At 40.1% G+C, this 24240-nt stretch carries 17 protein-coding genes and 1 pseudogene; 17 read left to right on the top strand and 1 reads right to left on the bottom strand.

What is annotated here, in order from left to right; all coding sequences use genetic code 11:
* Positions 1–202, top strand: a pseudogene (locus AC0UA9_RS14655) (IS1634 family transposase); the annotation flags it as partial.
* 160 nt (positions 203–362) lie between these two features.
* Here AC0UA9_RS14655 and AC0UA9_RS14660 read toward each other — a convergent pair.
* Positions 363–1649 (bottom strand): citrate synthase, encoded by a 1287-nt coding sequence (locus tag AC0UA9_RS14660; protein WP_475661031.1) that lies wholly within the window; start codon positions 1647–1649, stop codon positions 363–365.
* A gap of 702 nt (positions 1650–2351) precedes the next feature.
* Between AC0UA9_RS14660 and sdhC the strand changes: the two genes are divergently transcribed.
* The 16 genes from sdhC to sucD all read left to right on the top strand — a co-directional run bounded on the left by sdhC (position 2352) and on the right by sucD (position 24127).
* The gene (sdhC, locus tag AC0UA9_RS14665; protein ID WP_475661033.1) at positions 2352–2726 is read left to right on the top strand and encodes a succinate dehydrogenase, cytochrome b556 subunit; all 375 of its coding nucleotides are present in this window, start codon (positions 2352–2354) and stop codon (positions 2724–2726) included.
* On the top strand, positions 2720–3067 hold the full coding sequence (gene sdhD, locus AC0UA9_RS14670) for a succinate dehydrogenase, hydrophobic membrane anchor protein (RefSeq protein WP_475661034.1): 348 nt from the start codon (positions 2720–2722) through the stop codon (positions 3065–3067). Before sdhC ends, sdhD begins: the two co-directional genes overlap by 7 nt.
* Positions 3068–4837: a succinate dehydrogenase flavoprotein subunit gene (gene sdhA, locus AC0UA9_RS14675; protein ID WP_475661038.1), complete on the top strand. Its 1770-nt coding sequence runs from the start codon at positions 3068–3070 to the stop codon at positions 4835–4837.
* 12 nt (positions 4838–4849) lie between these two features.
* Positions 4850–5557 carry a succinate dehydrogenase iron-sulfur subunit gene (locus AC0UA9_RS14680; RefSeq protein WP_475661040.1) on the top strand — a complete coding sequence of 236 codons (708 nt, stop codon included), beginning with the start codon at positions 4850–4852 and terminating at the stop codon, positions 5555–5557.
* 171 nt (positions 5558–5728) lie between these two features.
* Positions 5729–8530, top strand: coding sequence for a 2-oxoglutarate dehydrogenase E1 component (locus tag AC0UA9_RS14685; protein WP_475661044.1), 2802 nt, complete (start codon positions 5729–5731; stop codon positions 8528–8530).
* Positions 8531–8674: 144 nt separating this feature from the next.
* On the top strand, positions 8675–10159 hold the full coding sequence (odhB, locus tag AC0UA9_RS14690) for a 2-oxoglutarate dehydrogenase complex dihydrolipoyllysine-residue succinyltransferase (protein WP_475661045.1): 1485 nt from the start codon (positions 8675–8677) through the stop codon (positions 10157–10159).
* Between the two features lie 302 nt (positions 10160–10461).
* Positions 10462–11067, top strand: coding sequence for an ANTAR domain-containing response regulator (locus AC0UA9_RS14695; RefSeq protein ID WP_475661047.1), 606 nt, complete (start codon positions 10462–10464; stop codon positions 11065–11067).
* A 370-nt stretch (positions 11068–11437) separates the two neighbouring features.
* Entirely contained in the window at positions 11438–12835 is a 1398-nt protein-coding gene (locus AC0UA9_RS14700) for a CmpA/NrtA family ABC transporter substrate-binding protein (protein WP_475661050.1), read from the top strand.
* Positions 12836–12931: 96 nt separating this feature from the next.
* A complete protein-coding gene (locus AC0UA9_RS14705) occupies positions 12932–13858 on the top strand; it encodes an ABC transporter permease (protein ID WP_475661173.1) in 927 nt (308 codons plus the stop codon).
* A gap of 66 nt (positions 13859–13924) precedes the next feature.
* Positions 13925–14782 carry an ABC transporter ATP-binding protein gene (locus tag AC0UA9_RS14710; protein ID WP_475661053.1) on the top strand — a complete coding sequence of 286 codons (858 nt, stop codon included), beginning with the start codon at positions 13925–13927 and terminating at the stop codon, positions 14780–14782.
* Positions 14783–14883: 101 nt separating this feature from the next.
* The gene (gene nirB, locus AC0UA9_RS14715; protein ID WP_475661056.1) at positions 14884–17436 is read left to right on the top strand and encodes a nitrite reductase large subunit NirB; all 2553 of its coding nucleotides are present in this window, start codon (positions 14884–14886) and stop codon (positions 17434–17436) included.
* Positions 17437–17538: 102 nt separating this feature from the next.
* Positions 17539–18000, top strand: coding sequence for a nitrite reductase small subunit NirD (gene nirD / locus AC0UA9_RS14720; RefSeq protein ID WP_475661058.1), 462 nt, complete (start codon positions 17539–17541; stop codon positions 17998–18000).
* Positions 18001–18060: 60 nt separating this feature from the next.
* Positions 18061–20865 (top strand): nitrate reductase, encoded by a 2805-nt coding sequence (locus AC0UA9_RS14725; RefSeq protein WP_475661061.1) that lies wholly within the window; start codon positions 18061–18063, stop codon positions 20863–20865.
* Positions 20865–21854 carry a uroporphyrinogen-III C-methyltransferase gene (gene cobA / locus AC0UA9_RS14730; protein WP_475661063.1) on the top strand — a complete coding sequence of 330 codons (990 nt, stop codon included), beginning with the start codon at positions 20865–20867 and terminating at the stop codon, positions 21852–21854. Before AC0UA9_RS14725 ends, cobA begins: the two co-directional genes overlap by 1 nt.
* Before the next feature lie 234 nt (positions 21855–22088).
* The gene (gene sucC / locus AC0UA9_RS14735; RefSeq protein ID WP_475661065.1) at positions 22089–23255 is read left to right on the top strand and encodes an ADP-forming succinate--CoA ligase subunit beta; all 1167 of its coding nucleotides are present in this window, start codon (positions 22089–22091) and stop codon (positions 23253–23255) included.
* The gene (gene sucD / locus AC0UA9_RS14740) at positions 23255–24127 is read left to right on the top strand and encodes a succinate--CoA ligase subunit alpha (protein ID WP_475661067.1); all 873 of its coding nucleotides are present in this window, start codon (positions 23255–23257) and stop codon (positions 24125–24127) included. Before sucC ends, sucD begins: the two co-directional genes overlap by 1 nt.
* Positions 24128–24240 lie beyond the last annotated feature (113 nt).

Genomic DNA, 24240 nt, shown 5'->3' on the forward strand with positions numbered 1-24240 from the left:
GTTAAAGGCTCAATCAGTGTATTTCCCCAACTTAAAATACAAGCCGAGTCAAAACCCAACCGCTCGTTGGGTGTTCTTTTGTTTTCAAGGTATTCATGTATTAACGATTAGTGGTGGGCAGCAATTAATCCTCAATGTGGAGGAGAGGAACAGCATTATCATAAATTGCATGGGCAGCATTTATCAGAAAATTTATTCCTAAAACTGGTGCGGAATGTCGGATAGTAAGTATCATTTTATCTTATGTTTTTTGGTGGCTTTTTATGCTGTTTTCGTTGGGGGTTGGCGATAAAAAAGGCAGCTTTCGCTGCCTTAATAGGATGATTTATGTAAAGAGGCTTACTAAAATAGGGTAGGAAAGCCTATCTTTTGTCCAATGACACAAAATCACGGTCAATTTCGCCAGTATATTTTTGGCGAGGGCGACCAATTTTTTGACCTGGTTGAGATAACATTTCATCCCAGTGCGCAATCCAACCAACGGTTCTAGACATTGCAAAAATAACAGTGAACATGCTTGTTGGAATACCAATAGCTTTAAGAATAATACCTGAGTAGAAGTCTACGTTAGGGTAAAGCTTTCTTTCAACAAAATAAGCATCTTCTAAAGCGACTTTTTCAAGCGCCATAGCAACGTCTAACAGTGGGTCATTAATACCAAGTTCAGCAAGGACTTCATGGCAAGTTTCACGCATTACAGTGGCACGGGGGTCAAAGTTTTTATAAACTCGATGACCAAAGCCCATAAGACGGAACGAGTCATCTTTGTCTTTCGCTTTTAATACATATTCATCAACACGAGAGATATCACCAATCTCTTCAAGCATAGTTAAACAAGCTTCATTAGCACCGCCGTGAGCAGGCCCCCATAAAGAGGCAACACCAGCAGCAATACATGCGTACGGATTTGCACCTGAAGAACCGGCCAAACGTACAGTAGACGTTGAGGCATTTTGCTCGTGATCAGCGTGTAATGTAAAGATTCTATCCATGGCTTTAGCAATGATAGGGTTTACTTTATACTCTTCTGCAGGGACAGAAAACATCATGTGTAGGAAGTTTTCAGCGTAAGTTAAATCATTACGTGGGTAGACAAAAGGCTGTCCAACACTGTATTTGTAAGCCATTGCAGAAATGGTAGGTAGTTTTGCAATTAAACGATGTGCACTGCGTTTACGTTGCGCAGGATCGTTAATATCTAAATCACTGTGGTAAAAAGAAGATAAAGCACCTACTACACCGCAAAGCATAGCCATTGGGTGTGCGTCAGGTAAAAAACCATGGAAAAAATGTGCTAGCTTTTCATGCACCATTGTATGGTTTGTAATGGTTGTTTTAAACTCATTATATTCTTCTTTTGTTGGTGCTTCACCATTAAGCAGAATATAACAAACTTCAAGGTAATCAGCTTCTTTAGCTAAGCTATCAATTGCATATCCACGATGTTGTAAAATACCCTTGCCACCGTCAATAAATGTAATTGCTGATTCACAAGATGCTGTTGCTAAAAAACCAGGGTCATAGGTAAAGTAACCGTGACTGCCTAGGGTTCTAATATCTATTACATCGGTACCTGCAGTTCCTTTAAGAATTGGCAGATCGGTAATGTTTTTACCGTCAATACTTAGCGAGGCTTTAGATTCAGCCATATGTTTTATCCCCTATTATTTTAAAATGTACAGTTTGTGTTCTGATTATTTGGTTAGCACTTTTAACTAAGTTTCATCTTATTTAAAAGGTAAATGGAAAAAATAATCAGTATTTTGACTTAACTTGGGTAAATCGAACTGGCGACATTCTACCTTAATTTTAATTTAAATTGTAATAGCCATTCGACTAAAGTTTTATCATAGCTCTATATTGGTTGATAATTAACCATAAGTTGTACTTGTTCTAATAACTCGTGCGTATTAACGTCAAAGGAAAATTGAATTTACTTGCCATCAACTATATAATCAGACCGTTCTGTAATTGCTTTTTTAAACTTCGTTATTTTAATAAGAAATTTCGACAAAAATAAATAGTAAACACTTTATTAAAAGAGAAGTTTTCTTTGCAGTAAAAAGTGCTTCTTATACGAAAGTATTAATTGAATTACTTAGCCAAAGTAGACTAAGTTCGCTATTATTTAGGCGACTCGGTTAACTGAAAAATAATAATAGGTTATTTTTCTTCTCTAAAGGCAGTTACCGTTCATTTCGGGAATTACTTATTTAGTAATCTCTTTAGTATTTTTTGTTGTTTGTATGTTTATTTTATACTAAAGCAAAATGAATACTAAATTCTAAAAAGGTAGTTCATGAGTAACAATAATAAAAGTTGAAGACTTTCAAGCTCTTTAGGCAATAATTGTGAAAAAACAACGTCCTGTAAATCTAGATCTAACGACAATCAAGATGCATCCGTCAGCTCATGCTTCAATTCTTCACCGTATTTCAGGTGTAATTACGGTATTTGCTATCGGTATCTTATTGTTGACCCTCTCAACCTCTCTTTCTTCTGCTGAAGGATTTGCCAGCATTCAAGCTTGTCTTGACGGCGCTTTCTTTAAGTTTATTATTTTCGGCTGCCTTTCTGGGCTGACCTACCATTTATTAGCAGGTGTTCGTCACTTGTTTATGGATTTAGGCCACTTTGAAGAGTTAGCTTCAGGTAATACAACGGCTAAATTAATTATCATCATTTGGTTGGCTGTATCAGCAGTTATAGGAGTTTGGTTATGGTAGGTGTCGTCGCTTCAGTAGGCCGTAATGGCGTACATGATTTTATTCTTCTAAGAGCTAGTGCAGTTATTCTTGTACTATACACCTTACTACTTGCTGGCTTTTTTGTTGTAACACCCAGTGTTACTTACGATATTTGGCAAGGGTTCTTTGCTTGCATCAGCGTAAAAATTGCGACTATGCTAGCGTTACTTGCATTACTTGTGCATGCTAAAATTGGTATTTGGCAAGTATTGTCAGATTATATCAAGTCGGCATTTTTCCGCGGTGTACTGCAATTTTTCTTTTCTATTTTGTTATTAGCCTACGTTTTGTTTGGCTTTTCAATTGTGTGGGGTGTGTAAGTGAGCGTTCCAATTCGTGAATTCGACGCCATCGTTATTGGCGCAGGCGGCGCAGGCATGCGCGCTGCATTAGCAATCTCAGAATCAGGCAAATCATGTGCCTTGATTTCTAAAGTTTTTCCAACACGTTCTCATACTGTATCTGCTCAGGGTGGTATTACCGTTGCATTAGGTAATGCCCATGAAGATCACTGGGAACAACACATGTACGACACGGTTAAAGGGTCTGATTACATCGGTGATCAAGACGCAATCGAATACATGTGTAAAACTGGCCCTGAGTCAGTTATTGAATTAGAGAGAATGGGGCTGCCTTTTTCTCGCACTGAAAAAGGCAAAATTTATCAACGTCCTTTTGGTGGTCAATCTAAAAATTTTGGTGGCGAGCAAGCCGCTCGTACAGCAGCAGCGGCTGACCGTACAGGCCACGCATTACTTCACTGTTTATATCAACAAAACGTTAAGAATAAAACGAATGTTTATTCTGAATGGTACGCATTAGATTTAGTTAAAAACAGTGACGGCGCGGTTGTTGGTACTACCGCAATTTGTATTGAAACGGGTGAAATCGTTTATTTTAAAGCACGTGCTACCGTACTTGCTACGGGTGGAGCTGGCCGTATCTTCGCGTCAACGACTAATGCACACATTAACACGGGTGACGGTGTTGGTATGTCACTTCGTGCTGGCATTCAAATGCAAGACATGGAAATGTGGCAGTTCCATCCAACTGGTATCGCTGGAGCGGGTGTACTGGTAACAGAAGGCTGTCGTGGAGAAGGTGGTTACCTACTTAATAAGGATGGTGAACGTTTTATGGAACGTTACGCACCTAACGCTAAAGATTTAGCTGGGCGTGATGTTGTGGCTCGCTCAATGATGACAGAAATACGTGAAGGCCGTGGCTGCGAACATCCTCAGTATGGTCCGCACATTAAACTTAAACTTGATCACCTTGGCCGTGAAACGTTATACAAACGTTTACCAGGCGTTTGTGATTTATCTAAAACCTTTGCCCACATTGATCCAGCTGAAGCGCCAATTCCTGTTATACCGACTTGTCATTATCAAATGGGTGGTGTACCAACCAATGTTAATGGTCAAGCTATTAATGTTGGTGCGGATGGTAAAGAAACCATCGTAGAAGGTTTGTTTGCCGTAGGCGAAATAGCTTGTGTATCTGTACATGGTGCTAACCGCTTAGGTGGTAACTCATTGCTTGATCTAGTAGTATTTGGTCGTGCAGCAGGAAACTTCTTAGGTAATTATTTAAATGATACTGATAATGGTAAGGAAGCGTCAGCATCTGACCTAGAAGCAGCATTAGCACGCACAAACCGTTGGGAGTCTTCGACCACTGGTGAAGATCCAGTGCAAATTCGTAAAGATTTACAACAGTGTATGCAAATGAACTTCTCAGTATTTCGTGAAGGCGAAGCAATGGCTCAAGGCATGAAAGAATTAACTGAAATTCGTGAACGCCTGAAAAATGCTAAGCTAGACGATAAATCATCAGAATTTAACACTCAACGTATTGAATGTTTGGAATTAGACAACTTAATGGAAACAGCATTTTGTAGCGCTAAAGCCGCTAACTTCCGTACTGAATCTCGTGGTGCACACGCAAGACAAGATTTTACAGAGCGTGATGACGAAAATTGGTTATGTCACTCAATCTATACGCCAGAGAGCGAAGAAATGAGTAAACGTGACGTTAACATGAAACCTATTCACCGCGAAGCTTTCCCACCGAAAGCCCGTGTTTACTAAGGAGTAATTGGTATGAAACAGTTATTTTCGATTTACCGTTATAATCCTGATGTAGATGCTCAACCTTACATGAAAGAGTATGAATTAGAAGTGCCTGAGGGCTCTGATTTAATGGTACTTGACGCACTTATTCTTTTAAAAGAACAAGATTCAAGTTTATCATTTCGTCGTTCATGTCGTGAAGGTGTTTGTGGTAGTGACGGTTTGAACATGAACGGCAAAAATGGCTTAGCGTGTATTACGCCATTATCAGAATTAAAAGCGAATAAGATTATTCTACGTCCTTTACCGGGCTTGCCAGTAATACGTGATTTAATTATAGATATGAGCCAATTTTATGCACAATATGAAAAAATTAAGCCATACTTAATTAACGACGCTCAAGAAGAAGCGCGTGAAAATTTACAGTCGATTGAAGACCGTGAAAAGTTAGACGGTCTTTACGAATGTATTTTATGTGCCTGTTGTTCAACGTCTTGTCCGTCTTTTTGGTGGAACCCTGAGAAATTTATCGGCCCAGCGGGGCTGTTAAATGCATATCGCTTCTTAATTGATAGTCGTGATACTGCAACAGAGGATCGTTTAGATGATTTGCAAGATGCTTACAGTGTCTTTCGCTGTCATGGCATAATGAACTGTGTTGATGTTTGTCCAAAAGGATTAAACCCAACAAAAGCCATTGGCCACATCAAGTCGATGTTAGTAAGTCGTGCAGTGTAACTACTTGCATTAACTTATATTGATAATAGCTAGCCTTTTGCTGGCTATTATCAAACGTATAAAAGTTTTGCGTATTTTCTTTAATAAACACGCGTTTTTACAATTTAACCGTAACCGCATTTTAATAATGGGGTTATTTACTTTTTGCTTTACCCCAGCAAGGAAAAGGCAATGCCAGAAGGTGTAATGAAGGCTTGGCTAGAGTCTTCCCATTTAAACGGTGGCAACATCGCTTATATTGAAGAATTGTACGAATCATACCTAGATAACTCTGCCTCTGTGTCTGCAGAATGGCGAGAAATCTTTTCAGAGCTTCCTAAAGTTGCAGGTAGTGATGTGGAATACCGCCACAGCGCTATACGTGAAGAATTTAAAACTTTAGCTAAACAACAAAAAAAACAAGTTGTTACCAGTGGCAGTGATGCCAAACAAGTTAAAGTTTTACAATTAATAAATGCTTTTAGAGTTCGTGGTCATCAAAATGCCAACTTAGATCCCCTAGGATTTTGGCAGCGTGATAAAGTTCGAGATTTACAGCTTTCACATCATGACCTATCGGAAAATGACTTTGACAATGAATACAATGTCGGCTCATTAGCGGTGGGTCAAGACTCAATGAAGTTAGGTGAATTATATAAGTCGCTGAAAAAAACCTATTGTGGTTCAATTGGCGCGGAATATATGCACATTACTTCAACCGATGAAAAACGGTGGATACAAGATCGTTTAGAGTCTGTACAGTCGGTGCCGACATTGTCGGTTGATGAGAAAACTGAAATTCTAAAAGGCTTAATTGCGGCTGATGGCCTAGAAAAGTATTTAGGTGCAAAATTTCCCGGTGCTAAACGCTTCTCATTAGAAGGCGGTGACTCACTTGTTCCTATGCTTAAAGAGCTAATTACGCGTGCTGGTGCAGCTGGCACGAAAGAAGTGGTAATTGGCATGGCCCATCGTGGTCGCTTGAACGTTTTAGTCAACGTTATGGGGAAAAACCCAGTAAAATTATTTGATGAATTTGGTGGGAAACACGATGAAGTTTTAGGTTCAGGTGATGTTAAGTATCATCAAGGTTATTCATCTGACTTTGTAACACCAGGCGGTAATGTTCACTTGGCGCTAGCTTTTAACCCCTCTCATCTTGAAATTGTAAACCCTGTTGTTATGGGGAGTGTACGCGCACGTTTAGATAGACGTGAAAGCAGCCAAGGTGATTTAGTACTTCCTATCACCATTCATGGTGACTCTGCAATTGCAGGCCAAGGTGTTGTACAAGAAACCTTTAATATGTCGCAAGCACGTGCGTTTACCGTCGGTGGTACTGTACGTATTGTGGTTAATAACCAGGTGGGTTTTACAACTTCAAACAATAAAGACACCCGCAGTGGTGAGTATTGTACTGAAATAGCAAAAATGGTTCAGGCCCCTATACTGCATGTTAATGGTGATGATCCCGAGGCGGTAATTTTAGCGACACAAATCGCTTTAGATTTTCGCAATGAATTTAAACGTGATGTCGTGATAGACTTAGTATGTTATCGCCGTCATGGGCATAATGAAGCTGATGAGCCTAGCGCTACACAGCCATTAATGTATAAAATCATTAAAAAACATGCCACTCCTCGTCAATTATACGCAGATCAATTGATCAGCGAGGGGAGCTTAACTAAAAATAGTGTTGATGAATTAACCGCATTTTATCGTAAGTTACTCGATGAAGGTCAATGTACTGTAGAGCAATGGCGACCAATGACAGAGCATTCTGTTGACTGGACCCCTTACCTTGGACATGAGTGGGATGATGATTACGATACGACAGTAAGTGTTGAGAGACTAAAAGAATTAGCCGTTAAGGTTTCATCTTACCCTGAAGAACACACAGTACACTCACGTGTTAAAAAGATCTATGATGATCGCATGAAAATGGCAACGGGTGAAAAACTTCTTGACTGGGGTATGGCAGAAAATATTGCTTACGCTTCTATTGTTGATGCGGGTAAAAGAGTGCGTATCACAGGGCAAGATTCAGGCCGTGGTACTTTTTTCCATCGTCATGCTGTTTTACATAACCAAGAAGATGCAAGTACTTACTTACCACTACAAAATATTCGTGAAGGGCAAGGGCCTTTTGATGTTTTTGACTCAGTGTTATCAGAAGTGTCAGTGTTGGCGTTTGAATATGGTTACACTACAGCAGAGCCTGCTGGCTTAACTATTTGGGAAGCACAATTTGGTGACTTTGCCAACTGTGCCCAGGTAGTTTTTGACCAATTTATTAGTTCAGGTGAGCAAAAGTGGGGGCGTTTATGTGGCTTAACCATGTTATTACCTCATGGTTATGAAGGCCAAGGTCCTGAACATTCATCTGCACGTTTAGAGCGTTTTTTACAGCTGTGTGCTGATCACAATATGCAAGTGTGTGTCCCGTCAACACCTGCGCAAGTTTTTAATATGCTGCGCCGTCAAGTTGTACGTCCTATGCGTCGCCCACTTGTGGTTATGTCACCTAAGTCATTATTACGTCATCCGTTAGCAGTGTCTTCGTTAGAAGAGCTAGCGACGGGTGAATATAAAAACGTTATTGGTGAAATAGATGATTTAGATGCTAAAGCAGTTGAGCGGGTTGTGTTCTGTAGTGGTAAGGTTTATTACGAACTACTAGAGCAACGCCGTAAAAATGAGCAAAACAATATTGCTATTATCCGTATCGAGCAATTGTATCCATTTCCAGAGAAAGAACTTCAAGATGCGATAAAAGATTATCAGCATGTGAAGCAATTTGTTTGGTGTCAGGAAGAGCCGCAAAACCAAGGTGCTTGGTATTGTTCTCAGCATCATTTCAGAGCTGCTATCCCTGATGGTACCTACTTAACGTATGCTGGTCGCAATGCATCTGCCGCACCTGCGGTCGGGTATATGTCTATGCATGTTAAAGAGCAACAAGCGCTTGTCACTCAAGCGTTAACATTGGACTAACATTGGTGATTAATGTGCGCTTGTTACGCAAGCGCAAATGTTAGATAAAATAAGATTAACTATTGAGTGCACTAGCTTGGGCTTACTCTCTATAACAAGACAAGCAACAAGCAAAGTGCTTAAAGTTTTAAGGAATAAATTATAATGACAACCGAAATCAAAGTTCCGGTATTACCAGAATCAGTTGCAGATGCAACCGTTGCTACTTGGCATGTACAAGTAGGTGAAAAGTTTAGCCGTGATCAAATACTTGTAGATATTGAAACAGATAAAGTCGTTTTAGAAGTACCAGCAACGGCTGATGGCGTACTTAGTGAGATTACGCAAGTTGAAGGCGCCACTGTATTAGGTGACCAAGTAATTGGTTCATTCTCTTCAGGTGCAGCCACAGATGATGCATCAGCGTCCGATGCACCGAAAGCCGTTGCAGCTTCAAGTGAGGCCAGCAGTGCTAGCAAAGTGATTGATATTGTTGTACCTGTACTCCCTGAGTCAGTAGCAGACGCAACCATTGCGACCTGGCATGTAGCGGAAGGCGACAGCGTATCAGTTGATCAAAACCTTGTTGATATTGAAACAGACAAAGTTGTGCTAGAAGTAGTTGCGCAAGAAAATGGCGTAATAGGTAAAATTATCCATGCACAAGGCGATACCGTACTAGGCGACCAAAAAATTGGTGAGCTGAATGCGGGTGCAGCCGCTAGTACAACCGCAACAGCGACACCCGATGAAGCGCTTAGCTCAGACGAGTTAGCCAGCCCATCGGTTCGCCGTTTAATGACCGAAAAAGGTTTGTCTGCAGGCGATGTTACCGGCTCAGGTAAGGGCGGACGTATCTCTAAAGCAGACGTTGAAGCGGCAGTGGCAGCTAAGAATACAACAGTAGCACCTGCGAAAGCGGTTGCTGCACCTACAGCTGATTTAGGTGAGCGCAACCAAAAACGCGTACCGATGACGCGCTTACGTAAAACAATTGCCACACGTTTATTGGAAGCGAAAAATTCAACGGCGATGTTAACAACCTTTAACGAAGTTAACATGAAGCCAATTATGGATTTACGTAAACAATATAAAGACTTGTTCGAAAAAGCACATGATACACGTTTAGGTTTTATGTCTTTTTATGTTAAAGCGGTCACTGAAGCACTTAAACGCTTCCCAGCTGTGAATGCCTCAATTGATGGCGATGATATTGTTTATCATAACTTCTTTGATATCTCTATTGCTGTTTCTACACCGCGTGGCCTAGTTACACCTGTATTGCGTGATACAGATCAATTAAGCATGGCAGGTATTGAAAATGGCATACGTGATTTAGCAATTAAAGGTCGTGATGGTAAGCTTTCCATGGCAGACATGACGGGCGGTAACTTTACCATCACTAATGGCGGTGTATTTGGCTCATTACTGTCAACGCCAATCTTAAACTTACCGCAAGCCGCTATTTTAGGTATGCATAAGATTCAAGACAGACCGATGGCGGTTGATGGTAAAGTAGAAATACTGCCGATGATGTACTTAGCACTTTCTTATGATCATCGTTTAATTGATGGTAAAGAATCGGTTGGCTTCTTAGTAACCATTAAAGAATTATTAGAAGATCCTGCACGTTTACTTTTAGACGTTTAAGCTCGCTCTATACTGTCAAATTTAAAAAGCCGTGCTAATAATGAATTAGCACGGCTTTTTTGATCTTAAAATTTGTATTTTTGCATGTCTATGATATGCATGCACATTATTAATGCTTAGTTGCATCATAATGATACAAAATTATTCCATTTTTGGTGTTCTTTAGCACTTTTATAAAGTGGCTAGACACATGTTTTATATAACTTACTGTAATAAAAGCAATTAATATTTTTGGAGTAGAAGTTAACGCTGCTGGCATAGAAGTTGAATTATCGTGTTAACATTTCAGTTGTTAGCATTTTATGAAATCAAATAAATCAGTACCCAGCGTAAAAATATTACTTGTTAATCAAAAAATTGAACAGGACCCAGCGCTAACACGTGTGCTTAATCAAGCCAACTATAGCGTTGAGTGCATTAGCAACTCTCATATACCGTTACTTAAACAGGTTGAGTTATCAAAGCCTGATATTCTTGTTATCACTATAAAATCACCTGATATACCTATGCTAGAGAGCTTAAATCATCTTAGCCGCTCAGCACCAAAACCGATAGTACTGTTCTGCGAAAAAGAAGCGCAAGTAACAATAACCCAATTAGTAAAGTCAGGCGTGAGTGCCTATATAATCGGGACTATCGATAATACGCGAGTAAGCTCTATTATTGATATCGCCGTTGCGCGGTTTAAAGAATATCAACGTTTAAAAGACGAGCTTAGCTTAACAAAACAAAAATTAGCCTCGCACAATGTTATTGAAAAGGCGAAGTTATGGTTAATGACAAGTCGCAATTTATCTGAACATGATGCGTATCACTTTATTCGTAAAACCGCGATGGATAATAGCCAAAAGGTTGAAGATGTCGCGACAAACTTGCTTGCCATAGCAAAAATGTTTGAGAAATCGTAAATCAACTTTAATGCAGTAATGCACTAAAAAGGGGAGAAGTGATTATTTTGTAGCATTTGATATTAAATGAATTACGTGTATTAAGAAAAGAACCTTGATTTTAAAGGTATTTAAGGATTTTTTTAAGTGGCACGAAACCTGCTTTATCTATAGTCAGTGAAGTTAATGATGTTAACTTCTTAAGCGACAATTGAAAACCTGTGTCAAATAGCCATGTATTTGGCAAACACAATATATGAAAACTAAAAAACTGCAACGGCGTAGTTTAAATTAGTTTGGCACCGAAGCCTGACACTCCCCAATTATTTGGCGCGGAGTGCCAGGCTTTTTTATTTTAAAAAATATCTAAAAGCAGTAATAAGGATAACAAATGAAAAGTTCAGTACACAAAGTAAAAAAGCAATTAAATCAGACTGTTTTAGCAATAACTATTGCTTTATCCATTACTAGCATAAGCCATTCAGTTCACGGCGCAGGCATAGGTTATCCAGAAAAAGAAGAATTAACATTCGGCTTTATTAAATTAACCGACATGGCCCCTATTGCCATAGCATATGAAAAAGGCTTTTTTGAAGATGAAGGCTTGTATGTCAGGGTTGAGGCGCAAGCAAACTGGAAGGTACTGCTCGATGGTGTTATTGATGGCCGTCTTGATGGTGCTCATATGCTCTCAGGTCAGCCGATTGCTGCTCATATAGGTTATGGTACTAAAGCTGAAATTATTACGCCATTCTCTATGGACTTAAATGGTAATGCGATAACTGTTTCTAATAACGTTTGGGAAGAAATGAAAGTTAATATTCCTAAACAAGCAGATGGCAAGCCAGTGCACCCTATTAAAGCCGATGCGCTAAAACCAGTGGTTGAAAAGTATTTAGATGCTGGGAAACCTTTCAATATGGCCATGGTATTTCCTGTTTCTACTCATAACTATGAGTTACGTTATTGGTTAGCTGCTGGGGGGATTCATCCTGGTTTCTATGCACCAGCTAAAGGAGACACATCAGGTCAATTAAATGCAGATGTTCTACTGTCAGTTACACCACCGCCACAAATGCCGGCAACGATGGAAGCAGGTACTATCTATGGTTATTCCGTAGGGGAACCTTGGAATCAACAAGCCGTATTTAAAGGTATTGGTGTACCTGTCGTTACCGACCATGAAATTTGGCGAAACAATCCAGAAAAAGTCTTTGGCGTTACAAAAACATTTTCAGAAAAATACCCCAACACAACTATTCGCCTAACTCGTGCATTGATCAGGGCAGCCAAATGGTTAGATGATAATAATGACGCTAACCGCCCCGAAGCCGTGAAAATTTTAGCTAAGTCTCATTATGTTGGTGCTGACCATAGTGTGATCGCTAACTCAATGACTGGTACGTTTGAATATGAAAAAGGCGACAAACGCTCGATGCCTGATTTTAATGTCTTTTTCCGTTATCACGCGACTTACCCATATTACTCCGACGCTATTTGGGCTTTAACGCAAATGCGTCGTTGGGGGCAAATTAGTGAGGATAAAACAGACGACTGGTATAAAGAAGTTGCCAAAAATGTTTATCGTCCTGACATTTATCGAGCCGCAGCTGAGTCGTTAATTGAGGAAAAATTAATGAGCGCCAGTGACTTTCCTAACTTTATTAATGAAGACGGTTTTAAAGATCCCCAAGCGCATTTTATCGATGGGATCCTTTATGACGGTAATAAACCTAATGAGTATATTAATAAGTTTGTTATTGGCTTAAAAGCTAACAATAAAATTTAACACGCACTTTGATTAACATCGGGAGAGAAAACAATGGCAACATTAATTCGTAAATTAGCTGGTAATAAGGTCAGTGTTCTTGATTGGTTCACAATTATGGGTGCTAACTTCTCAGCGCTCTTTATGCCTATTATTGGTATCGCTTGTTTTATTTTTATTTGGTCACTGTCAGCTAGCAGCATTGATACTTCATTAGGAAAGTTTCCAGGGCCTCAAGCGGTAGTTACGCAAATGGTTAACTTATATCAAGAGCATGTTGATGTAAGGGCTAAAGAGCAAGCGTTTATGGCACGGCAAGTACAGCGCAACAACGAAAGACTAGCCAGTGACCCAAGTTATGAAGTCAAAATTCGACGCTACACGGGCAAAGCAACATTTTTGGATCAAATCTTTACCAGTTTGATAACGGTGCTGGCCGGTTTTTCTTTAGCTGCGGCTATCGCTATCCCAATGGGGATTGGTATTGGTTTGAGTAAATCACTCAACCAAGCAATGAACCCCATCATTCAAATATTTAAACCCGTTTCGCCACTCGCTTGGTTGCCACTTGTGACTATGGTGGTGAGTGCTGTTTATGTTTCAGATGACCCAATATTTTCAAAATCTTTTATTACCTCAGTAATTACGGTCACCTTATGTTGTATATGGCCAATGGTTATTCAAACAGCAGTCGGGGTTGGGTCACTAAATACTGATTGGGTGGACGTATCAAGAGTGCTGCGCTTATCAACGTTTACGCACATCAAAAAAATAGTCTTACCAGCAACCATCCCCGCTATTTTTACGGGAATGCGAACCTCTTTGGGTATCGCTTGGATGGTATTAATTGCCGCAGAAATGTTGGCTCAAAATCCAGGCTTAGGCAAGTTTGTTTGGGATGAGTTTCAAAATGGTAGTTCACAATCAATGAGCCGCATTATGACCGCGATCATCGTTATTGGCTTAATCGGTTTTCTCTTGGATAAAAGCATGTTGATGTTACAACGCACTGTATCTTGGGATAAAGCAAGCGCGAGTCGCTAGAGGAGCGGGTAAACACACTATTAACTGCTAACAGTTTAAAACCAGCGCAATGTTAAGGATAAAATTATGAGTACATTTTTAGATATTAGTAAAATAGATATGGTGTTTCCAACACCCAAAGGAGACTTTACTGCCTTAAAAGACGTAGATTTGAAGATAAAACAAGGCGAGTTCGTTTCGTTAATAGGCCATTCTGGCTGTGGTAAATCTACTGTATTAAATGTAGTTGCTGGTTTATATCAAGCCACCAAAGGAGGGGTGCTGCTGAATAATCGTTATGTTACCGAACCTGGCCCTGAGCGTGCAGTTGTCTTTCAAAATCATTCGTTATTGCCGTGGTTAACGGCATTTGAGAATGTTGAATTAGCGGTTAAACAAGTATTTAACAGCACCATGAATAAAAGTGAAATGAAAGAATGGATTGAACATAATTTAAAACTTGTTCACATGGAGCACGCAATGCATAAGCGTCCAGATGAAATATCTGGTGGCATGAAGCAACGCGTTGGTATTGCGCGAGCCTTAGCAATGCAACCGCAAGTGCTGTTAATGGACGAGCCATTTGGTGCCTTAGATGCATTAACGCGTGCCCATATGCAAGATTCGTTAATGGAGATTCAAGATACATTAAATAACACGGTTATTATGATCACGCATGATGTCGACGAAGCCGTCTTGCTGAGCGATAGAATAGTGATGATGACAAACGGCCCATCCGCTACTGTAGGTGAAGTTTTAGAGGTCAAGCTAGCTCGCCCCCGTGACCGTATCGTATTAGCTAAAGATCCTGAGTATAACCGACTCCGCTCAGCGGTATTAACCTTTCTCTATGAAAAGCAACGCAAGGTTGAAATCATGAGCTCCAAAGCGACAGGCAACAATAAACACACTGATAAAAAATCGGTAAAAACTGAAGTCGCTTGAGCACACTTTTCGACTCATTGTAAACAGTAAACTACAGCCTGTTAAGTAGTTTTGTTCAAGCGCTACTTAGTGAAATTAACAACGAATAGTTAGGAATTGACATGTTGGATAAACAAAAAATAGTCATTATTGGTAATGGCATGGTGGGACATCATTTAGTTGAGCAACTAAAATCCTATTCAGATAAAGAAAGCATCAATGCAGCACAATCACCGTCATTTGAAGTGACTGTGTTATCTGCAGAGCCAAGACTTGCTTACGACCGCGTGCATTTATCTGAATTTTTCGGTGGGAAAACCGCAGAAGATTTAGCAATGACTACCATGGAAGAATATCAACAATGGCAGGTCAACTTTCGCGTCAATGCCAAAGTTGTTGCTATTAACCGCCAAGATAAAGTTATTACCACACATGCAGGTGAACAATTTTCCTACGACAAGTTAGTCATGGCCACTGGCTCATATCCTTTTGTGCCACCTATTCCAGGTAATGATCAAGCACATTGTTTAGTGTATCGAACTATTGAAGATTTACATGCCATTGAAAGCAGCGCTAAGCAAAGTAAAGTCGGGGTCGTTATTGGTGGTGGTTTGCTTGGTTTAGAAGCCGCCAATGCGCTCAGACAATTAGGGATTGAAACTCACGTTGTTGAATTTGCACCACAGCTTATGGGCGTGCAACTAGATGAGGCTGGCGGTCGATTACTTAAAAGTAAAATTGAAACCCTTGGCGTTAAGGTTCATACCTCAAAAGCAACGTCGATTATTACCCAAGGTGATGAACTCCGTTATCAATTAACGTTTGCTGATGATTCGGTATTAGAAACAGATTTAGTACTCTTTTCAGCAGGCATAAGGCCTCATGATGCACTTGCTAAACAAAGTGACTTACAAGTTGGTGAGCGTGGCGGCATTATTGTTAATAATCAATGTCAAACGTCAGATGAAAATATTTATGCTATTGGCGAATGTGCGCTGTGGAACAACTTTATTTTTGGCTTAGTTGCTCCAGGTTATGCTATGGCTAAGGTGGTAGCCAAGCATTTAAATCACGAGCAAGACAGCTTTACGGGTGCTGACATGAGTACCAAGTTAAAGTTAATGGGGGTTGAAGTGGGTTCCATTGGTGACGCTCATGGCAAAACTACGGGCAGTTTATCATACACCTATGAAGATCAACCTGAAGGCGTTTATAAAAAAATAGTTATCAGCGCAGATAAAAAAACATTATTAGGGGCGGTTTTGGTAGGTGATACCAGTAACTACGATAGCTTGTTGCAATACATGCTTAATAATATTGCCTTGCCAGATGCACCAGAGAGCTTAATTTTACCCAGTATTGATGGCGCCCCCGTACTCGGTGCTAGCTCTTTACCTGAGACGGCAACCATTTGTTCATGCCATAACGTCACTAAAGGCGACATTATTAGTGCGGTTGATAGTGGCTGCTGTGATATGGGACAAATAAAGAGCTGTACTAAAGCGAGCACAGGTTGTGGTGGCTGCTCAGCACTTTTAAAAGATGTATTTGAGGTTGAGCTGAAATCACGGGGTATTGACGTTAAAAAAGATATTTGTGAACATTTTGCTTACTCAAGACGTGAGCTTTTTGATCTGATCAAAGTAGAAAAAATTAAGACCTTTGATGAGTTAATCAGTAAACATGGTCATGGTTTAGGCTGTGAAGTATGTAAGCCAACCACGGCAAATATTTTAGCCTCAATTTATAACGACTACATCCTAGAAAAGCTGCATTTACCCCTGCAAGACTCAAACGATAACTTTTTAGCCAACCTACAAAAGGATGGCACTTATTCTGTGGTGCCGCGTATTGCTGGCGGAGAAATTACACCAGATAAATTGATAGTTATTGGTCAAGTAGCCAAAAAATATCAGCTATACACCAAAATAACCGGTGGGCAGCGCATTGATATGTTTGGCGCACGAGTAGAGCAATTACCTAATATTTGGCAAGAATTAATTGATGCAGGTTTTGAAACCGGTCATGCCTATGGCAAGTCAGTTCGAACGGTGAAGTCGTGCGTTGGTTCAACCTGGTGTCGTTTTGGTGTGCAAGACTCATTAAACATGGCGCTAAATATCGAAAATCGCTACAAAGGGTTGCGCTCTCCTCATAAGCTTAAATTTGCTGTTTCAGGATGTACTCGAGAATGTGCCGAAGCCCAAAGCAAAGATATAGGGGTTATTGCCACCGAAAATGGTTGGAACTTATATGTTTGTGGCAATGGTGGTATGCGCCCACGCCATGGTGACTTATTTGCTACTGACTTAGACACAAAAACATTAATTGAGTATATCGACCGCATCCTTATTTTTTACATTAAAACAGCAGACAGATTACAGCGTACTTCTGTTTGGATGGAAAGCTTAGAAGGTGGTCTAGATTACTTAAAACAAGTCGTCATTGAAGATTCATTAGGCATTTGCCAAGAGCTGGAAGCTCAAATGTTAGATCTTGTTGATACATACCAATGTGAGTGGAAAACAACATTGGCAGACCCTATCGCTATGCAACGCTTTAAAAGCTTTGTTAATACCGACAAAAGTGACGACAGCATTGTTTTTGTTCAAGCGCGTGAGCAAATTAGACCTGCGCGCGACGAAGAAAAAATTGCCGTAATGTTAGCGCCATAAAACACGAATTATTGCTATACAGGGTCATTAATTATTTGCTGCGGTGCTCTGTCCATCGAGGTAATTAATGGCGCTATTTCACTCTAATGTAAGGAATTATTTATGAACAATGTAAACAGACTTGAAAATGCGCTAAACGAAGATCTAAACCATCATAACGCCAATACATTAGCGCAATGTTTAACGGTGGTTTCAAATGAAAAATCAGCGTTAATCGCAGATAAAAAATGGGTTGAAGTGTGTGATCAGTCTTTGTTAATAAAAGGGGCAGGCGTGTGTGCTTTATTAAATGAAGAACAAATTGCTATTTTCGATCTTGGCACAAGCAACCTCAATCAAGGCGAGCGACAGTTGTTTGCGGTTTCTAACTTTGACCCCATTGGCAAAGCAAATGTCATTTATCGTGGCATTGTCGGCTCTGTAGCGAATGAACCCGTTATTGCATCGCCTTTATATAAACAGCAGTTTTCATTGGCAAGTGGTCAGTGTTTTCAACAAGAAGATGCCTTATTAAAAACATACCCAATACGCTTAGAAAACGGCTTTGTTCAGGTGTTTGTTTAGTATTAAGGTCATTTTTACGTGTTTCTAGGTATTCGTTATCAGTAGTAGTTTAGGGTTTTTATGTCAGTTACCAATATTGTATTTAAAGCAGAAAAAAAACAGAGCAGTTGTCCATATTGTGGCGTAGGCTGTGGCGTAGATATTGAGTTGCATAATAGCGTACCCGTAAAATTATCAGGGGCTAAATCACATCCTGCCAACCAAGGGAAGTTATGCGTTAAAGGGACTCATCTGCTAGATACTATTAGCAATGATGGGCGGTTATTATGTCCAGAAATCAATGCAAAGCAAGTAAGCTGGCAACAAGCAACAGACTTTGTTAGTAATAAATTTCAACAACTTATCGCAGATCATGGTAAAGATGCTATTGCATTTTATCTTTCAGGGCAATTGTTGACGGAAGACTATTATGTCGCGAATAAATTAATGAAAGGCTATATTGGTAGCGCTAATATTGATACTAACTCGCGACTTTGTATGTCCTCGGCCGTTGCCGGTTATAAACGAGCTTTTGGTGAAGATGTTGTGCCTTGCAATTATGAAGACTTAGATCATGCGGATGTTATCTTCTTTATTGGCTCTAATGCCGCATGGACACATCCAGTATTATTTCAACGAATGCAAGCAGCCAAAAAAAATAACCCTCACCTTACTTTTGTCGCGCTTGACCCCCGAAAAACCGCAACCACAGAAATGTCAGATTTGCACTTAGCGCTAACCCCTGGCAGTGATGCTGCTTTTTATAACGGCTTATTACAATACCTTGTTGACAATAATGCCATAGATAAAGCTTACATCAAACAAGCCACTAATGGCTTTGAACAAGCACTTTACCAAGCAAAAGTTTGGACGTTATCAGCGGTAAGTAAGTGCTGTGGTATTGATAGCGCCCTGTTGGAAAAAGCCTATAAATTATTTGCGTTTAATACCAACGTGGTCAGCTTTTATTCAATGGGTATTAACCAATCGACCTCAGGGGTTGATAAATGCAATGCCATTATTAACTGCCATTTAGCTACCGGTAAACTGGGTAAAAAAGGGAATGGACCATTTTCTATTACCGGACAGCCTAATGCTATGGGCGGGCGTGAAGTAGGTGGGCTAAGTAATCAGTTATGCGCACATTTAGATATTGATAATGCAGTTCATCAACAGCTACTACAAAGTTTCTGGCACTCTCCTACTATAGTCACCCAGCCGGGCGCTAGTGCTTTGGAAATCATTGAACAAATAGAGCAGGGTAAAATCAAAGCGATTTGGATCATGGCTACGAATCCTGTGGTTAGCTTACCTGATAGAAATCGTGTTATTGCCGCATTAAACAAGTGTGAGCTTGTGATCGTCTCAGACTGTGTTGAAAAAAATGACACCTTGGGCTTTGCTCACGTTAAATTTCCTGCCAGCACTTGGCTTGAAAAAGACGGCACGGTAACAAACTCTGAACGGGTTATTTCACGACAACGAGGAATGATTATTCCTCCAGGCCAAGCAAAGCACGATTGGGCAATTATTTGTGACGTTGCTCAAAAAATGGGCTTTTCAGGTTTTAACTTTTCAGGTCCCGAGCAAATATTTGCTGAGTTTTGTGAGTTAACAGGTGTAGTCAACCAAGATCAAGCTAAATCAGGTAAACGGTTATTTAATATTTCTGCGCTAAAACCTGAAAATAAACAAGCATACGACGCATTGCTACCAACACAATGGCCGCTCACCCATAAAGAAGATAATAACCGACCTTTTGCTGACTTACAGTTTTCAACACCTGATCAAAAAGCTCGGTTTATTGCTATTACACCGATAAGGCCAACGCTTATTAACCCATCCGCATTTCCCTTGGTATTAAATAGTGGCCGAATTCGAGATCAATGGCACACCATGACACGCACAACGAAGGCAGCGCCGTTAAACCAACATATTAACGTTCCTAAGTTAAGTATAAACCCGATTGATGCTAAACAAAAAAATATCAAGGATAACGATTGGGTTAAGGTTAAATCTGCTGTTGGGGAGGTTATTATCGAGGTAGAGCTCACTGACGATATGCAGCAAGGGCAGTGTTTTATGCCCATTCACTGGAATCAGCAATTTGCATCACATGCCAACGTAAGTAATGTATTTGTTGCGCTGGTTGACCCAATAGCGCAACAACCCCAACTAAAACAGGTTGCCGTGGCGATTGAAAAAGTCACGTTTACTACCTTAACTAAAATACATCTACGCACAGATAGCGTAAATAAGCTTAACACTACACACCTTGGTGTTTATAGAAAAACTTTACATGCTAATTGCCATAGTTTTGTCGTAGTTGAAAATATCAAGCGAACAGAAAGTCGTGTTAACGGATTGCAGGAAAAGTTAAACCTGCTTAAAAAAATGCTTGGTAGAGATATACAATGGTTAAGCTTATTGTCAGTGGCTGATGGCGTGTCGCGCCTCATTGGTGAAGTTGAAGGAAGTTTAGTTGCGATTATTGAAGGCTTTGACTTGACGATTAACTCTCCTCCTAGAGAAACTAATGGTCAATGGTTAGATCACTTATTTACACAACCAGCTTTAGCTGTAAGCGACAAAGTTGCTATTCTTAAAGCAGAAATTGCCCCTGAATTTCTACTTGGTAAACAAGTGTGTAGTTGTTTCAAAGTACACCAACAAACTATAGAGCAAGCTATTTTAGACGGTAACGACAGTATTGACTTACTCGGACAGTCTATTAAATGTGGCAGCGGTTGCGGCAGTTGTAAGCCAGAATTAACACGCATGATAAATGCGTACTCATTAACTCTTCAACAGACGAGCGAGGCCGTATCGAAAAACAAACCGGCTTATATACCCGAAAAAAACATTATAAAAATGGAGACTTGTTAATGACATTAGCTACTTTATTTAAAGAAGAACAGCGTTTTGGCCCATTCAACACTTTAATAAAGCGCGTTAGAGCATTTGCAAAGCTTATATTGATGAGAAAATTATTAACTCACCAGAGCATGGGCAATATGAAACATGAGCCAATTAACAATAAACAAACTCAAGTGCTAAATAAACACCAAAAAAGAACGAAAAAAGGGCAAGTTTATTTAATGGGGGCAGGGGCAGGCGATATTGAACTCTTAACGCTCAAAGCACACAGGTTATTACAAACAGCTGATGTGATTATGGTTGATTGGTTAGTTAACAAAGACATTTATCGCTATTTTGGACAGCACAGCCAGGTATTGTTTGTAGGAAAAAAATGTGGCCAACACAGCATGAGTCAAGCAGAAATAAGTGAGTTGATGCTGAAAAAAGCCTTACAAGGCAATACTGTCGTACGCTTAAAAGGCGGAGACCCCAGTATTTTTGGACGCTTAGGAGAAGAAACCGATATATTAACAAAGCACGGCGTTACATTTGCTATTGTACCTGGCATTACCGCTGCTACTGGCTGTGCAGCATACTCTGGTATCCCACTGACACATCGAGATTGCGCACAATCAGTAAGGTTTATCACTGCATCGTTACAACAGACAGCAAGCGAAGCTAAATGGTCAACCATGGCTCATGAAGAAGAAACATTAGTTTTTTATATGGGACTAAATAAGGTTGAACAAATTGCACAGCGCCTAATTACATATGGTATGCGTAGTAATATGCCTATGGCTATTATTGATCAAGGAACCTTGAGTGAGCAACAAGTTGTTTGTGCAACGTTAGCGACGATTAAGCAGGAAAAAGCAAAAGTAAACCTACTAGGGCCTGCCACTATTATTGTTGGTGAAGTGGTTAGAAAACGGCAATTAGTCGATTTATCTTTATTAGGAAATCAGTCTAGTAACTTAGCAACACATAACTTAACTGCTGCCTGTGATGATAAGTAAACTCATGGCTGTACGACTAATGTCTAATAATAGTGTTGGCCTTGAAAATACACTCTTATATCAGCATTTAACAATCATTATTATTATTCGTTATGAAACTTTAAAAAGGGGGCTTTAAATATACAGCCTTTATCTATATAATCATCGCAAAATCCTCACTAGTTAGTGCAATTGTTCCAATCTTTTCTTAGGTTCACGCATTAATTTCATTTTAAAAAGCAATTGGGAAACATCATGAATTTACATGAGTATCAAGCGAAACAATTATTCGCTGAATATGGTTTACCGGTTTCTGAAGGTTTCGCTTGCGATACCCCTCAAGAAGCTGCGGAAGCTGCGGACAAAATTGGCGGCAATATGTGGGTTGTTAAAACTCAAGTGCACGCAGGTGGTCGCGGTAAGGCTGGCGGTGTAAAGTTAGTTAAATCTAAAGAAGAAATTAAAGATTTTGCACACAACTGGTTAGGTAAAAACTTAGTTACTTACCAAACGGATGAAAATGGCCAGCCAGTAGCTAAAATATTAGTAGAAAGCTGTACCGATATTGCTAACGAATTATACCTTGGTGCAGTAGTTGACCGCGCAAGTCGTAAAGTAGTGTTCATGGCTTCTACCGAAGGCGGTGTGGACATTGAAAAAATTGCTGAAGAAACGCCTGAATTAATTCACCAAGCTGAAATTGATCCGCTTGTTGGCGCTCAACCTTACCAAGCTCGTGAACTAGGCTTTAAACTAGGCTTAAATCCAACGCAAATGAAGCAGTTTGTTAAGATCTTTTTAGGTCTTGCACAAATGTTTGAAGATTTTGATTTTGCCTTACTAGAAATCAACCCGTTAGTGATCACTGACGAAGGTAACCTTCACTGTTTAGACGGAAAAATTGGCATTGATGGTAATGCGTTATACCGTCAACCTAAAATGCGTGCATTCCATGATCCTTCTCAAGAAGATGAACGTGAAGCACATGCGGCAAGATACGAATTAAACTATGTTGCGTTAGACGGTGACGTAGGGTGTATGGTTAACGGTGCAGGCCTTGCCATGGGTACTATGGATATCGTTAATTTACACGGCGGCAAGCCAGCTAACTTCCTAGATGTTGGCGGTGGTGCGACGAAAGAGCGTGTTTCTGAAGCATTTAAAATCATCCTTTCAGACGACAACGTTAAAGCGGTATTAGTTAACATTTTTGGTGGCATTGTTCGTTGTGACATGATCGCTGAAGGTATTATTGGCGCGGTTAAAGAAGTCGGTGTTAAAGTGCCTGTTGTTGTACGTTTAGAAGGTACTAATGCTGAGTTAGGTCGTGAAGTTCTTAAAAACTCTGGTTTAGACATCATTGCTGCGGAATCATTAACTGATGCAGCAACAAAAGTTGTAGCCGCTGCGGAGGGCAAATAATGTCTGTATTAATTAATAAAGATACGAAAGTTATCTGTCAAGGTTTCACTGGTGGTCAAGGTACTTTCCACTCAGAGCAAGCACTTGAATACGGTACACAAATGGTTGGTGGCGTAAGCCCAGGTAAAGGCGGTCAAACACATTTAGGCCTTCCAGTATTTAACACAGTACGTGATGCGGTAGAAGCAACTGGCGCAACAGCAACAGTTATTTATGTTCCTGCACCATTTTGTAAAGATGCTATTTTAGAAGCCATTGATGCTGGTATCGAACTTATCGTGACGATTACAGAAGGTATTCCAACGTTAGATATGGTTGATGTTAAAGAGAAACTTGATCAATCTGGTGTTCGCATGATCGGCCCTAACTGTCCAGGTGTTATTACTCCTGGCGAAACTAAAATTGGTATCATGCCTGGTCACATTCACAAGCCTGGTAAAGTAGGTATTGTTTCACGCTCTGGTACACTAACGTACGAAGCCGTTAAACAAACTACTGACGCAGGTTTTGGCCAATCTACTTGTGTAGGTATTGGTGGTGACCCTATCCCAGGGACTAACTTCATCGACGTTTTAGAAATGTTCCAAAACGACCCTCAAACTGAAGCCATCGTAATGATTGGTGAAATTGGTGGTACTGCTGAAGAAGAAGCGGCTGAATACATCAAAGCTAACGTTACTAAGCCTGTTGTTTCTTACATTGCTGGTGTTACTGCACCAGAAGGTAAGCGTATGGGTCACGCTGGTGCGATTATCGCTGGCGGTAAAGGTACAGCTGATGAGAAATTCGCCGCACTAGAAGCAGCTGGTGTTAAAACAGTTCGTTCTTTAGCTGAAATCGGCAATGCACTTAAAGAGAAAACAGGTTGGTAGTCAGCTTTTGATTACAAACTGAAGTACTTTTAAAAATAAAACCCGTGTTACCTCTTAGGTAACACGGGTTTTTTGTTATTATAAATCAAATAACAATGTGTATAAGGGTGATA

This window comes from Colwellia sp. F1, assembly GCF_056238625.1.